General features: G+C 72.2%; 15 protein-coding genes. 14 read left to right on the forward strand and 1 reads right to left on the reverse strand.

Annotated elements, in window-relative coordinates:
- Positions 1-30: 30 nt before the first annotated feature.
- Genes AC3WRV_RS13725 through AC3WRV_RS13790 form a run of 14 tightly spaced genes read left to right on the forward strand, consistent with a single transcriptional unit; the run spans position 31 to position 12954 of the window.
- Positions 31-315 (forward strand): YerC/YecD family TrpR-related protein, encoded by a 285-nt coding sequence (locus tag AC3WRV_RS13725; RefSeq protein WP_492313692.1) that lies wholly within the window; start codon positions 31-33, stop codon positions 313-315.
- Between the two features lie 9 nt (positions 316-324).
- Complete coding sequence (gene hisG, locus AC3WRV_RS13730; protein ID WP_492313693.1) at positions 325-1206, forward strand: ATP phosphoribosyltransferase; 882 nt, start codon at positions 325-327, stop codon at positions 1204-1206.
- Positions 1206-2513, forward strand: a complete 1308-nt coding sequence (gene hisD / locus AC3WRV_RS13735) for a histidinol dehydrogenase (protein ID WP_492313694.1) — start codon at positions 1206-1208, stop codon at positions 2511-2513. Before hisG ends, hisD begins: the two co-directional genes overlap by 1 nt.
- The gene (gene hisB / locus AC3WRV_RS13740) at positions 2510-3946 is read left to right on the forward strand and encodes an imidazoleglycerol-phosphate dehydratase HisB (RefSeq protein ID WP_492313695.1); all 1437 of its coding nucleotides are present in this window, start codon (positions 2510-2512) and stop codon (positions 3944-3946) included. Before hisD ends, hisB begins: the two co-directional genes overlap by 4 nt.
- Positions 3943-4545 (forward strand): imidazole glycerol phosphate synthase subunit HisH, encoded by a 603-nt coding sequence (gene hisH, locus AC3WRV_RS13745; RefSeq protein WP_492313696.1) that lies wholly within the window; start codon positions 3943-3945, stop codon positions 4543-4545. Before hisB ends, hisH begins: the two co-directional genes overlap by 4 nt.
- The gene (gene hisA, locus AC3WRV_RS13750; RefSeq protein ID WP_492313697.1) at positions 4542-5276 is read left to right on the forward strand and encodes a 1-(5-phosphoribosyl)-5-[(5-phosphoribosylamino)methylideneamino]imidazole-4-carboxamide isomerase; all 735 of its coding nucleotides are present in this window, start codon (positions 4542-4544) and stop codon (positions 5274-5276) included. The genes hisH and hisA overlap by 4 nt, the downstream gene beginning before the upstream one ends.
- Positions 5273-6040 (forward strand): imidazole glycerol phosphate synthase subunit HisF, encoded by a 768-nt coding sequence (hisF, locus tag AC3WRV_RS13755; protein ID WP_291837661.1) that lies wholly within the window; start codon positions 5273-5275, stop codon positions 6038-6040. Before hisA ends, hisF begins: the two co-directional genes overlap by 4 nt.
- Positions 6037-6645, forward strand: a complete 609-nt coding sequence (gene hisIE / locus AC3WRV_RS13760; RefSeq protein WP_492313698.1) for a bifunctional phosphoribosyl-AMP cyclohydrolase/phosphoribosyl-ATP diphosphatase HisIE — start codon at positions 6037-6039, stop codon at positions 6643-6645. Before hisF ends, hisIE begins: the two co-directional genes overlap by 4 nt.
- A gap of 43 nt (positions 6646-6688) precedes the next feature.
- Complete coding sequence (locus AC3WRV_RS13765) at positions 6689-7684, forward strand: 3-oxoacyl-[acyl-carrier-protein] synthase III C-terminal domain-containing protein (RefSeq protein ID WP_492313699.1); 996 nt, start codon at positions 6689-6691, stop codon at positions 7682-7684.
- On the forward strand, positions 7681-8670 hold the full coding sequence (locus tag AC3WRV_RS13770; RefSeq protein WP_492313700.1) for an NAD-dependent epimerase/dehydratase family protein: 990 nt from the start codon (positions 7681-7683) through the stop codon (positions 8668-8670). The genes AC3WRV_RS13765 and AC3WRV_RS13770 overlap by 4 nt, the downstream gene beginning before the upstream one ends.
- Positions 8667-9512, forward strand: a complete 846-nt coding sequence (locus AC3WRV_RS13775; RefSeq protein WP_492313701.1) for an MBL fold metallo-hydrolase — start codon at positions 8667-8669, stop codon at positions 9510-9512. The genes AC3WRV_RS13770 and AC3WRV_RS13775 overlap by 4 nt, the downstream gene beginning before the upstream one ends.
- Positions 9499-10758: a cell division protein FtsA gene (locus AC3WRV_RS13780; RefSeq protein ID WP_492313702.1), complete on the forward strand. Its 1260-nt coding sequence runs from the start codon at positions 9499-9501 to the stop codon at positions 10756-10758. Before AC3WRV_RS13775 ends, AC3WRV_RS13780 begins: the two co-directional genes overlap by 14 nt.
- The gene (locus AC3WRV_RS13785) at positions 10751-11914 is read left to right on the forward strand and encodes an ATP-grasp domain-containing protein (RefSeq protein ID WP_492313703.1); all 1164 of its coding nucleotides are present in this window, start codon (positions 10751-10753) and stop codon (positions 11912-11914) included. Before AC3WRV_RS13780 ends, AC3WRV_RS13785 begins: the two co-directional genes overlap by 8 nt.
- Complete coding sequence (locus AC3WRV_RS13790; protein WP_492313704.1) at positions 11911-12954, forward strand: Rieske 2Fe-2S domain-containing protein; 1044 nt, start codon at positions 11911-11913, stop codon at positions 12952-12954. Before AC3WRV_RS13785 ends, AC3WRV_RS13790 begins: the two co-directional genes overlap by 4 nt.
- Positions 12955-13037: 83 nt before the next feature.
- Here the strand turns inward: AC3WRV_RS13790 and AC3WRV_RS13795 are convergent, their stop codons facing one another.
- Complete coding sequence (locus AC3WRV_RS13795; RefSeq protein WP_492313705.1) at positions 13038-13658, reverse strand: glutathione S-transferase family protein; 621 nt, start codon at positions 13656-13658, stop codon at positions 13038-13040.
- Positions 13659-13660 lie beyond the last annotated feature (2 nt).

Genomic DNA, 13660 nt, shown 5'->3' on the forward strand with positions numbered 1-13660 from the left:
GTTCCACTGTTACAGCATAATGGAACACGCATGACGACCAACCCCGCCCGAAAAGCGCTCCATGACGCCCTGCTCTCGCTGAAGACGGCCGAGGAGGTCGACGCCTTCCTGGCCGATCTGTGCACGCCCGCCGAGCTGCGCGCCTTCGCCGAGCGCTGGGAGGTGGCCCGCCTGCTGGACGCGGGCGGCAAGTCCTATCGAGAAATCGCCGCCGAGGCCCAGGCCAGCCCGACCACGGTCGTGCGGGTCGCCCGGTTCCTGAAAGAGATGCCGCATCAGGGCTACCGCCTGGTGCTGGACAGACTGAAAGCCTGAGTTCACGCCATGAGTACTGTCGAGGGACGGCTCCGTATCGCCGTCCAGAAATCCGGTCGCCTGTCCGAACGCAGCCTTGATCTGGTGCGGGACGCGGGCCTGCGCGTGGTCAAGGGCAACAACGACCTGCTGTACCGGGTCGAGAACTACCCCATCGACCTGCTGCGGGTGCGCGACGACGACATCCCGACCTTCGTCGCCGACGGGGTCTGCGACCTGGGCATCGTGGGCGAGAATGTGCTGGAGGAAGGCCGCAACGGCGGACCGGTGGCGCAGGTGATCATGCCGCTGGGCTTCGGCCGCTGTACCCTGAAGATCGCCGTGCCGCCGACGCTGGACTACGCCGGGCCGGCATCGCTGGACGGCAAGCGGATCGCCACCTCCTACCCGCGCGTGCTGCGCCGCTGGCTGGAAGCCGCCGGGGTCGAGGCCGACATCGTCACCATGCGCGGCGCGGTCGAGGTGGCCCCGCGGCTGAAGCTGGCCCACGCCATCTGCGACCTGGTCTCCACCGGCGCGACCATCGAGGCCAACGGTCTGGCGGCTAGGGACACGGTGCTGGAATCCCAAGCCGTGCTGATCCGCTCGCCCGTTGCGCCCGAGCCTCAGTTGGCCGAGCTGCTGGACAGCATCATCGAGCGCATGTCCGGCGTCGTCGCCTCGCAGGGCGCCAAATATGTGATGCTGAACGCGCCCCGCTCGGCGCTGGAACAGATCACCGCCATCCTGCCCGGCGCGGGCGCCCCGACGGTCATGCCCCTGATGGGCCGCGACGACGCCGTGGCCGTCCACGCCGTCTGCCAGGAGGCCGTGTTCTGGGAGACGCTGGAGAAGCTCAAGGCCGTCGGGGCCTCGGCCATCCTGGTCCTCCCTATCGAGAAGATGATGTGATGCGCCGTTTCGACTGGTCCTCCCTCGACGCCGCCGGCCGCCGCGAGGCCCTGGCCCGCCCGGCCCAGCGCAACGACGCGTCGGTCGCCGACGGCGTGCGCGCCATCTTCGACGACGTGCGGGCCCGGGGCGGCGCCGCCGTCGCGGACTGGGGCCTGAAGCTGGACGGCGCCGCGCCGCGCCGCATCGCCATCACCGAACAGGCCGTCTCCGAGGCCCGCGCCTCCCTGCCCCCCGCCGCCACCCGCGCCCTGCGCATCGCCGCCGAGAACGTCCGCATCTTCCACGAGGCGACCAGGCCCGAGGACAGCGCCTGGGTCGAGACCCGGCCCGGCGTGCGCTCGCGCATCGCCTGGCGGCCCGTCGGTTCGGCGGGCCTCTATGTGCCCGGCGGCACCGCGCCCCTGTTCTCCTCCCTGCTCATGCTGGCCATTCCGGCGGGCGTGGCGGGGGTCGGGCGGCGCGTGGCCGTGACCCCGCCTTCGAAGGACGGCGAGCCTCACCCCGCCATGATCGTCGCCGCCGGCGAAGCGGGGCTGGACGCCCTGTGGCTGATCGGCGGGGCGCAGGCCATCGCCGCCCTGACCTTCGGCGCGACATTCGACGACGGCGAGATCGAACCGGTCGCCAAGCTGTTCGGCCCCGGCAACGCCTGGGTGGCCGAAGCCAAGAAACAGGCTGCGGCCCTGCCCGGCGGCCCCGCCGTCGACATGCCCGCCGGACCGTCCGAACTGCTGGTCATCGCCGACCGGGACGCCGACGCCGTGGTGGCCGCCGCCGACCTGCTGAGCCAGGCCGAGCACGATCCTGACGCCCAGGTCCTGCTGGTGTCCGAAAGCCGGGGCCTGATCGACGCCGTGCTGGAAGAGGTCGAGCTGCAGCTGGAAACCCTGCCCCGCGCCGACATCGCCCGCGCCGCCCTGGCCGAGGGCCGCGCCATCCGGGTCAACAGCATCACCGAGGCCTGCGACGTCTCCAACCTGTACGGCCCGGAGCACCTGGCCATCCAGACGCTGGACGCCGACCAGTGGGTCCCGCGCATCACCGCCGCCGGCGCGGTCTTCGTCGGTCCGAACGCCGCCGAGGCCCTGGGCGACTACGCCTCCGGCCCAAGCCACGTCCTGCCCACCGACGGCGCCGCCCGCACCATGGGAGGCGTCACCACCGCCAGCTTCATGACCTCCATGTCGGTGCAGTCCGTGACCGCCGCCGGGGCCGCCGCCCTGGCCCCCGTCACGGCACAGCTGGCCCGGATGGAAGGGCTGGAGGCCCACGCCCGCGCCGCCGATCTGAGGTCCGGCCGATGAAGAACCTGCCCGCGCCCTTCGCGCCGCTGGTGGCCGGCGGCGAGGGTCTGGACCGCTATCCGGCCGAGCCCAGCGCCCTCGCGGCCCGCATGGGCCAGGTCTACGGCCTGCCCGCCGATCGGGTGCTGCCGGTGCGCGGCCTAACGCATGGGCTGGAGCTGGTGTTCCGCCTCGCGGCGCTGGACGGCCTGCGGGTCGAGGCGCCGGACGCCGAACCTTACCGGGCGCTGGCCGCCCTCTATCGCCGGCCCATCGCCGGGGCCGGGACCGCCGCCGTCGTCCTGCGCGCGCTCGGTTCGCCGGAGGCGGTGGCCGAGATGGCCGAGCGGGTCGCCCCCGCCCTGCTGGTGGTCGACGAGGGCATGGCCGAGTACGCCGACGCCGCCTCTGCGGTCGAGGCCATCGCCGGCCACGCCAATCTGATCGTCCTGCGCAGCCTGTCGATGGCCTACGGCCTGGCCGGCGCCCGCGTCGGGGCCGCCTTGGGACAGCCCGAGGCGCTGGCGCGGCTGGCGACGGTGCTGGAGCCCTACGCCCTGCCCGAGGTTTCGGTGCGGCTGGCGCTGCAGGCGCTGGACCCGTCGCGCCTGATCGAGACGAAGGAACGGCTGGCCGCCGTGCGCCGCGAACGCGAGCGGCTGGGCAAGGCCCTGTCGCGCGACATGACGATCGAGCCCGGCTTCGGCCCCGTCCTGATCGCCCGACCGTCGAACCCGGATGCGGTGCTGGCGGCCCTGACCCGCTACGGCGTCGCCGCCGAGGCCGCGGGCGAACGCCTGCGCCTGCCCGTCTCCGCCAAGGCCGAGGTCAACGACCGCCTGCTGATCGCGCTCGACCTCGCTCCGGCCAGGGCGCGGCCCAACCGCATCGGCCAGGCCGTGCGCGACACCAAGGAGACGCGCATCGTCTGCGCTGTCGATCTGGACGCGACCGCGCCCGTCGTCATCTCCACCGGCGTCGGCTTCTTCGACCACATGCTGGAGCAGATCGCGGCCCACGGCGGCTTCTCCCTGACCCTGTCGTGCGAGGGCGACCTGCACACCGACCCGCACCACACCATCGAGGACTCGGCCATCGCTCTCGGACAGGCCCTGAAACAGGCGCTGGGCGAGCGGCGCGGGATCGCCCGCTACGGCTTCGTCCTGCCCATGGACGAGGCCGAGGCCCAGGTGTCGATCGACCTGTCGGGCCGTCCGTATCCGGTGTTCGAGGGGACCTTCGACACTCCCTTCATCGGCGACTACCGCACCGATCTGACCGCCCACGTCTTCCGGTCGCTGGCCGAACACCTGGGCGCGGCGATCCATGTCTCGGTCAAGGGCGAGGACGATCACCACAAGACCGAGGCCGCCTACAAGGCCTTCGGCCGCGCCCTGCGCCAGGCCATCCGCGTCGAGGGCGAGGCCGTGCCCAGCACAAAGGGGGTGCTGTGAAGTCGGTCACCGTCCTTGCCTATGGCGCAGGCAATGTCGCCTCGGTGCAGTTCGCCCTGGAGCGGCTGGGCGCGGCGGTGCGCCTGACCAGCGATCCCGTCGATGTGGCCGAGGCCGAACGGCTGATCCTGCCCGGCGTGGGTCAGGCGGGCTATGCGATGGCCCGGCTGGACGAACTGGGCCTGACCGACGCCGTCCGCGCCTTTCCCCGCCCCTTGCTGGGGGTCTGCCTCGGCCAGCAGCTGCTCTTCGCCGACAGCGAGGAGGGCGGCGGCACGCCCCTGCTGGACCTGATCCCCGGACGGGTTCGCAAGCTGGAGCCGGGCCCGCGCCTGCCGGTGCCGCACATGGGATGGTCACGGCTGGACGTGACCCGGGAGGACCCGCTGCTGGAGGGGATCGGCGGCGAGGCCTGGGCCTATTTCGTGCACGGCTTCGTCTGTCCCGACAGCCCCGCCACCCTCGCCCGCGCCGACTATGGGGGCGTGGTGCCCGCCGTAGTGCGCCAGGCCAACCGCTGGGGCTGCCAGTTCCACCCGGAACGTTCGGCCAAGGCCGGCGCCCGCATTCTCAAGAACTTCCTGGAGCTGACCGCGTGATCGTCTATCCGGCCATCGACCTGAGGGACGGCGTCTGCGTGCGCCTGATGCACGGCAAGTTCGATCAGGTGACCCACTATGACGACGCCCCGGCCAAGCGGCTGGCGGCGTTTCGCGCGGCGGGCGCGACCTGGGCACACATCGTCGATCTGGACGGCGCCGAGGCGGGCCGGGCCATGCAGCACGAACTGATCGGCGAACTGGCCGCCGCCATCGACATCCACATCCAGTCCGGCGGCGGCGTGCGCAGCGCGGACGACGTAGACCGCCTGCTCGGCGCGGGCGTCAGCCGGGTCGTCGTCGGCTCCCTGGCGGTCACCCGGCCCGACGAGGTGCTGAGCTGGCTGGAGCGCTTCGGCCCCGACCGCATCACCCTGGCCATCGACGTGAAGGCCGACGGCGACCGCTATGTCCCCGCGCTCAAGGGCTGGACCGAGGCGGCCGACGTGGATCTGTGGACCGCCCTGGACCGCTATCCGGTCGGCGCCGCCAAACATCTGCTGGTCACTGACGTGGGCCGCGACGGCGCCCTGACCGGGCCCAACCTCGACCTGCTGGCCGAGATCCACCAGCGGCGGCCCGACCTGTGGCTGCAGGCTTCAGGCGGGATCGCCGACCTGACCGACCTGACCGGCGCCCGCTCGGTCGGATCGTCGGGAGCCATCATCGGCCGCGCCCTGTACGAAGGCCGGTTCACCCTGGCGCAGGCGTTGGAAACCGCGCGCGCATGACCGCCCGACGCATCATCCCCTGTCTGGACGTGAAGGACGGCCGGGTCGTGAAGGGCGTCCGCTTCGAGGGCCATCGCGACATGGGCGACGCCGCCGAACTGGCCGCCCGCTATCGCGATCAGGGCGCTGACGAACTGGTCTTCTACGACATCACCGCGAGCCCGCAGGGCCGCACCCTCGACTACGGCTGGGTGCGCGACATCGCCCGCCTGCTGGACATCCCCTTCTGCGTCGCGGGCGGCATCCGCTCGGTCGATCAGGCCGCGCGCTGCCTCGACCATGGGGCGGACAAGGTGTCGATCAACTCCCCCGCCCTGGAACGCCCCGAGCTGATCGCCGAAATGGCCGACCGGCTGGGGTCGCAGTGCGTTGTGGTCGGCGTGGATTCCAAGCGCGCGGGCGACGACTGGGTCGTGCACCAGTACACCGGCGACGCCGCCGCCAGCCGGGGCGCGGGCCGCCGGACCCTGGACTGGATCGTCGAGGCCCAGACGCTGGGCGCCGGCGAGATCGTGCTGAACTGCATGGACGAGGACGGGGTGCGCCAAGGCTATGACCTGACCCAGCTGGCCGCCGCCCGGTCGCGCCTGACCATCCCGCTGGTCGCCTCGGGCGGCGCCGGATCTGCCGAGCATTTCCGCGACGTCTTCGACCAGGCCGACGTGTCCGGCGCCCTGGCCGCCAGCGTCTTCCACACCGGGACCCTGCCCATCCCCGAACTGAAGGCCTTCCTGACCCGGTCGGGCGTCGAGGTGAGACCATGATCGATCCCAACACCCTGGACTTCGCCAAGGGCGGCGGCTTGATACCCGTGGTGGTGCAGGACGCGGCCACCCTTCAGGTGCTGACCCTCGCCTATATGGACCGCGCCGCCTTCGACGAGACGGTGGACAGCGGCGAGGCGACGTTCTTCTCACGATCGCGCGGCGGCCGCTGGCGCAAGGGCGAGACCTCCGGCGATCGGCTGTCTGTCGTCTCCATCACCGCCGACTGCGACAGCGACGCCCTGGTGCTGAAGGTCCGTCCCGTCGGCAACGCCTGCCACCTGAACCGGATCAGCTGTTTCGGCGAGGAGGATGCGCCCGGCGTGGGCCGTCTTGCCCGGCTGGAACAGACCATCACCGTCCGCGCCGCCGCCGATCCGGCCGAGAGCTGGACAGCCCGCCTGCTGGCCGAAGGGCCCAAGCGGATCGCCCAGAAGGTCGGCGAGGAAGGGGTCGAGACCGCGCTGGCCGGCGTCGCCGGGCCGGATGAGGAACTGGCCTCCGAGGCCGCCGACCTGATCTACCACCTGCTGGTCCTGCTGCACGCCCGCGGCATGGGGCTGGAGGCGGTGCTGAAGGTGCTGGCGGCGCGGGCCGGTCACTGAGGTGTGATGGACGGCCCCGGCCCGCGAGGCTAAGCCTTTGGCCATGACGCCGATGACGCTGACCGGATTCGGGACCTGCGCGCCGCGCGAACAACGCCCCTCCACGGCGCTGGACGCGGTTTTCGGCCAGGCCCCGGGATGGACCGAGAGCCAGTTCGGGATCGCCGTCCGCGGCGTCGCCTCGCCCGACGAAACCACCTCGGCAATGGGCGCGGAAGCCGCCCGCGAGGCCTTGGCCATGGCCGGCTGGGCGCCCGACGACCTGGACGTGATCATCGGCGCCTGCGGGGTGATGGAGCAGCCCATCCCCGGGACCTCGGTGCTGATCCAGCAGGCGCTCGGCCTGGGCAAGTCCGGCATCTGGGCCTTCGACGTCAACCAGACCTGCTTGTCCTTCGTCGCCGCCCTGGACGTGGCCGCCATGGGATTCGAGACCGGCCGCTTCCGCCGCGCCCTGATTGTGTCCAGCGACATCGCCTCCGCCGGCCTGGACTGGGAGGCGCCGCATGCAGCGGCCATCTTCGGCGACGGCGCGGCGGCCGTCTGCGTCGAGGCGGGCGCGGACCGGAACGGCCCCGGCCTGCTGGCGCGCGGGTTCGAGACCTATGGCGACGGCAAGGATCTGGCGACCCTGCGCTCCGGCGGCACCCGCATCCGCATCGAGCACGGGCTTGAGGCCCTGACCGAGGGCGCGCGCTTCCACATGGACGCGTTCGGCATCTTCAAGGCCGCAGCCCGTTGCCTGCCCGACCTGGTCGACCGGGTGCTGGGCGAGGCCGGACTGACCCGCGAGACCGTCGATGTGATCGTCCCCCATCAGGCCAGCGCGCCCGGGGTCGAGCACGTGCGGCGGCTGATGGGCGGGGATCCGGCGCGGGTGATCGACATCTTCGCCGGGCGCGGCAACCAGATCGCCGCCTCCCTGCCGACCGCCCTGGCCGAAGCGCAGGCGACCGGCCTGCTGGGCTCCGGGAAGACAGTGCTGCTGCTGGGCACGGCCGCCGGCGTCAGCGCCGCCGCCGTGGTGATCCGCACATGAGCCGCCACGCCCTCGTCACCGGCGCCACCGGCGGACTGGGCCTGGCGCTGGTCGCCGCCCTGGTCGAGGCCGGGTACGCCGTGCGCGCCTCGGGCCGCAAGCCGGAGGCGCTGGAACGGCTCAGGGCCATGGGCGCAGAGCCCTTCGGCGGCGACCTGCTGGACCAGACCGACGCCGCCTGCCGCGACATCGACGTGGTCTTCCACGCCGCCGCCCTGTCCAGTCCCTGGGGACCGGATGCGGACTTCGAACTGGCCAATGTCGAGCTGACCCGGCGCCTGGTGGCGGCGGCGAGGCGAGCGGGGGTGGACGGCTTCATCTTCGTCTCCTCGCCTTCCGTCTTCGCGCGTTGGGGCGACCAGACCGGCCTAACCGAGGACAGCCCGCCCAACCCCAAGCCTCTGAACGCCTATTCCCGCACCAAGGGCGAGGCCGAGCGGCTGGTGCGCGCCGCCGACGCGCCCAGCTTCCGTACTGTCTCCCTTCGCCCCCGCGCCATCATCGGGCCGGACGATGCGGTCCTGCTGCCGCGCATCCTCAAACTGGTGAAAAAGGGCCGCTTCCCGCTGTTCCGGGGCGGCAAGGCCCTGGTCGAACTGACCGACAGCCGCGACGCCGCCCGGGCCTTCCTGCTGGCGGACCAGCATCGCGAGACCGCCGGGGGGCAGGTGGTCAACATCACCTCGGGCCGTCCCCTGCCGATCTCGGACCTGGTCCGGCGGCTGGGCGAGACACTGGGCGTCGAGGTGCGCATTGTGCCCCTGCCGCTGGCGCTGGGGCAGGTCCTGTCGGTGGCGTCCGAGGCGATCAGCCGCCTGTTGCCCGGACAGCCCGAGCCGATGCTGACGCCCTACACCCTGTCGACCCTGGCCTGGTCGCAGACCTTCGACCTCAGCGGGGCGAAGCGGCTGATCGGCTACGAGCCGCGCTATGATGCGGTCGAGACCGCCATGGCGGTAGCGCCGAAGCTGGCGGAGCGGGCATGACCCGCTGCCGGGTCCACATCCTGCGCGCCGGAGCCTGTTCGCATCCGGAGGTGATGACCCGCCGCGACGGATCGCTGAAACCCGCTGTCTTCCCGGCGCTGGCCGCCCTGATCGTCCATCCGGTCGAAGGCGCGATCCTGTTCGACACCGGCTATGATCCCGCCTTCTTCGAAGCGACGAAGGCCTTTCCGGAGATCCTCTACCGCTGGATGACCCCGGTCGACCTGCCGCCCGGCGAGACGGTGGCGGAGCAGCTTCCGGGCTTCGGCGTTCGGCCCGAGGAGGTGACGGCGGTGATCGTCTCCCACTTCCACGGCGACCATGTCGCGGGGCTGAAGCGGTTCCCCAAGGCCCGCATCTTCTGCGCGCGGGCGGGACTGGACCAGGTGCGCAGGCCGGGCCGGTTCGCCCGCGTCCGGCAGGGCGTGCTGGCCGACGTGGCCCCGGCCGACATCAATGCCCGCGCCGTCTTCTTCGAGGACCGGCCGCGCCTGCCCCTGGGCCCGGACCTGTCGCCGTTCGAGGACGGCGCGGACGTGCTGGGCGACGGCTCCCTGCTGGCGGTGCAACTTCCCGGTCACTGCCCCGGCCACTGGGGCCTGGTGGTGCGGCAGGACGACGGACAAACGCGCTTCCTGATCGCCGACGCCGCCTGGTCGAGCGGGGCCGTGCGCGACAACGTCCCGCCGCCGCGCCTGACCACCGCCCTGCTGGGCCAGACCGGGCCGTGGCGCGACACCCTGACCGCCCTGCACCGGCTGTGGAACCGCAATCCCGCACTGCTGCTGACCCCGTCGCACTGCGGCGAAGTTCCCACCGAGACGGCCCATGTCGGCGATTGATCGTCCCGCCGTGCTGCGCGCCTGGCTGGACGCGCGCTGGACCGGGTCGCGGCTGACCACGCCCTCCGCCGTCGCCGCGCGGCAGGCCCGGCTGTGGCGACAGATGACGCCCGTCATCGCCCGCACCCCGGCCGTGGCCGACCTCGCCGGCCAACCGCTGGAAGCCTTCCCCATCCTGTCGCCGCAGGCGGTGCGCGACGCCTTCGACCGCTGGAACACCCTGGGCCTGACCCGCGCCGCCGCCGAAGCCGCGGCCCGGAGCGCCGAGACCGGCGGCTCGGGCGAGGTCGCGCCCGGCGTGGTGGCGGGCTTCTCCTCAGGGTCGTCGGGAGCGCCCGGGCTGTTCATCAGCAGCAAGGCCGAACGGGCCGCCTATCTGGGCCATATGATCGCGCGGCTGATGCCCAAGTCGGCCCTGTTCCGGAAGAAGCGGATCGCGCTCAGCCTGCGCGCCTCGTCCAAGCTGTACAGCGACGTGTCCGGGGCCGGGCCGTTCCGCTTCCTGTTCCTCGGGCTCGACGTCCCGGGCGAGGTGAAGCTGGAGCGCCTCGACGCCTTCGCGCCGCACATCCTGATCGCCCCCGCCCATGTGCTGGCCGACCTGACCCGGCGGGTGGAGGACGGCGCCCCCTGGCGGCCCGCCCGCCTGTTTTGGGGCGCCGAGCCCATGGGCGAGATCGAGCGCGACTGGACCGAGGCCACGCTGGAGAGCCGCCCGGCCCCCATCTATCAGGCCACCGAGGGCTTCCTCGGCGCGCCTTGCGTGCACGGGACCCTGCACCTGAACGAGGACGTGCTGATCGTCGAGCGCGAGCCCGTGCCGGGGACCAACCGCTTCCTGCCCATCATCACCGACCTGCGCCGTACGACCCAGCCGATGATCCGACTGCGCCTTCCCGACCTGCTGGAGCCGCTGTCCGCCCCCTGCCCCTGCGGCTCGGCCCGGACGGCGATCCGGCCGGTGGAAGGCCGGCTGGAGGACCTGTGGCGCTGGGGCGGGATCGCCGTGCCGCCGCGCGCGGTGGAGGAGACGCTCAGCGCCGCCCTGGGGCCCGCCGAGGACTGGCGCGCCGTCGCCGGGCCGTCCGGTGTCGTGGTCGAGGCCGCGCCGGATCGGGTCGATGCAGCGGCGGAGGCCCTGCGCGCCCTGCTGGCGGAGCGCGGCGTGGCCGTCCCGGTCGAGGCCGGAGGCCCGCCGCCACCCGTCGAAGTCAAACGCCGCCGCGTGCGCTGGTCGGATGGCTGAGCGCGTCATGGTCACCGGCGCCCGGGCCGTCTCGGCGCTGGATCTCGCCCGCGGCCTGCGCGCCGCCGGGTTCGAGCCGCACGTGGCCGACTGCGTCCCCGCGCGGCTGGCCCGCTGGTCGAACAGCGCCGGGCCGGTGCATCGCTACGCCTCGCCGGTGGCCCGACCCGCCGCCTTCGCCGCCGACCTCCGCACCCTGATCGCCCGGCTGGAGCCCCGCTGGATCATCCCGGCCTGCGAGGAGGTTTTCCACCTGTCGGCGCTCGCCGCCGCCGAGGGCTGGGCCGACCGCTTGCTGGCGCCCGATCCGAAGGTTCTGGCGACCCTGCACGCCAAGGACCGCTTCGCGGCCCTTTGCGCGCGGTTGTCCCTCCCCGTGCCGGAGACCCGCACAACGACCGACCCCGCGGGCCTCGCCGCCGCCGTCGCAGCCATGGGGGATGTGGTGGTCAAGCCGGTCTGGTCGCGCTTCGGCGGCCGGACGCGGATCTCGCCGTCCCCCGCCGATCTGGCGGCGCTCCGGCCGACGCCGGAGCAGCCGTGGGTCGTCCAGCGCCGCATTGTCGGCGAGGAAGTCTCCTTCTACGCCGTCTGCCACGCGGGCCGGATCACCGCCTTCGCCGCCTACGCCTCGGACTGGCGCCTGCCGGGCGGCGCCGCCTACGTCTTCCATCCAGCCCCCGCGCGCACCGCCGAGGCCCTGCACGCCATGGCCGAGGTTCTGGCCGCCGAGACCGGGACTGGCCAGATCGCCTGCGACGCCCTCGTCGACGACCAGGGACAGCCCTGGCTCATCGAGTGCAATCCCCGTGCGACCAGCGGCGTGCATCTGTTCGGGCGCAGCGCCGCCTTCGGCCTGGCGCTGGTCGGACAGGGCGAAGCGACGCCCGATGACCGGCCCCGGCATCTCGGCCCCGCCCTGTGGCGCTACGGGCTGCCGCGCGGCCGGCTGGCCGCCTGGCGGGATCAGCGGCGCGACGGCCTCGACGCCCTGACCCTGCCCGGCGACCGGGGGCCTCTGGCGGGGGCGCTGGCGGATACGTTCGGCTTCACCCTGCGCGCCTTGCGTCGGAATCAATCATTGACCGCCGCCATGACCGCCGACATCGAGTGGAACGGCGAGCCGCTGCCTCCTGACCGCTGGAGCCGCCCGTGACGCCCCTGCCCGAAAGCCTGTCCCGCAGTTGGCAGATCGCCGCCCTGTCCAGCGAACTGAAGCGCAAGCCGCTGGCCCGCACGATCGCCGATACGCCGCTGGCGCTGTTCCGCGGCGCGGACGGGCGGGCCGCCGCCCTGATCGACCGCTGCCCGCACCGCAACTATCCGCTGTCCGAAGGCCGGATGGTCGAGGGCGCGGTCCAGTGTCCCTACCACGGCTGGCGGTTCGGGGCGGACGGAGCCTGCGTCGAGGTGGCGGGCTGCGATCTGGGCCAGGGAGAGGGTCTGCGACTGTCCGCCGCCGCCGTCGAGGCGAAGGAGATCAACGGCGCCGTCTTCGTGCGGCTCAAGCCCGGCGGACCGGACCTGCCCGACCTCGGCGTCTGGGACGCGGCGGATCACGATCACTTCTGGTGGGAGCAGGGCCTGTGGCGCGGCCGAACCCTCGACGCGCTCGAGAACGTCATGGATCCCTTCCATACCAACCATGTCCACGACGGAGTCATCCGCCGCAGCACGCGGCGCATGCCGGTGACGATGTCGATCCGCGCCGGCGAGACCTGGCTGGAATCGATCATCCGCCAGCCGCAGCCCGATCTCGGCTGGATGTCCCGCCTGCTGGAGCCGCCGCGCGAGCGCAGCGTCACCCGCCTGCACGCGCCCAACATCATCCAGGCGCGGTGGGAAGGGCCGAAGGGACTGACCCTGCTGGTGACCGTCTTCTTCACCCCGGTATCGGCCACGACCCTAAGGCTGTTCGCCCGCTTCACCACGCCGAAGGGACGCGGTCCCGGCTGGCTGAAGCAGGCCGCGATCCGGCTGTTCATGGAGCGGGTGGTGGCCCAGGACAAGCACGCCCTGGCCACCCAGCTGGACAACATCGAACGCTTCGGCGCGCCGCGTTTCCTGCAGGGTCCCGGCGACTTCCCCGGTCCGCGGTGGCGATGCTCTATCAGGGCCAGACGCTCGAACCGGCCGAGGAAGGCCCGTTCGCCTGCCGGCTCTAGACCATTTTTGCTTCAGGTCGGATCGACGTGAATCCAAAAAATGGTCCAGCATCGAACTGGAGCGAAATCTGAGCCCAGTTGGACTGCGTCCAACCCAACCGATTTCGCTCTGGCTCAGACCCCCGCCTGCGCCGCCGGACGGGCGCGGCTCGCCTCCAGCCAGCGGGCCAGATGGGTGAACTCCTCGGGCGGCCGGTATTTGATCAGCCGCGCGAAATCGAGCCCGACCACCGCCACGACATCGGCGATGGTGAAGCGGTCCGAGGCGATGAACTCGTGGTCCGCCAGACGACGGTCGAGGGTGCGCATGAATTTCTCGGCCGCCAGCCGGTTGTAGTCGGCCACCTGCGGCACCTGCGTGGCCTCCAGCGCGACCAGGGCCGGGTGCGAGTGGCGCACGTTCAGCATGATCGGATTGGCCAGGTAGAACTCGCAGCGGCGGGTCCACATCTCGATCACCGCCTGCTCGCTGGCGTCACGTCCGAACAGGTTGGGCTCGGGATAGACCGACTCCAGATAGCGGCAGATGGCGACCGATTCCGAGATCGTCGTGCCGTCCTTCAGCTCCAGCGCGGGCACATGCGGCACGCCGACCCTGGCCCGGTACTCGGGCGTCCGGTGCTCGCCGACCATGATGTCGATCTCGACCAGTTCGACGTCCTGGACGCCCTTTTCGGCCATGACCCAGCGCACGCGGCGCGGGTTGGGGGCGCGGTGCGAGGTGTAGAGCTTCATGT

The sequence above is a fragment of the Brevundimonas sp. EU05-FHT14B11 genome, from assembly GCF_058790835.1.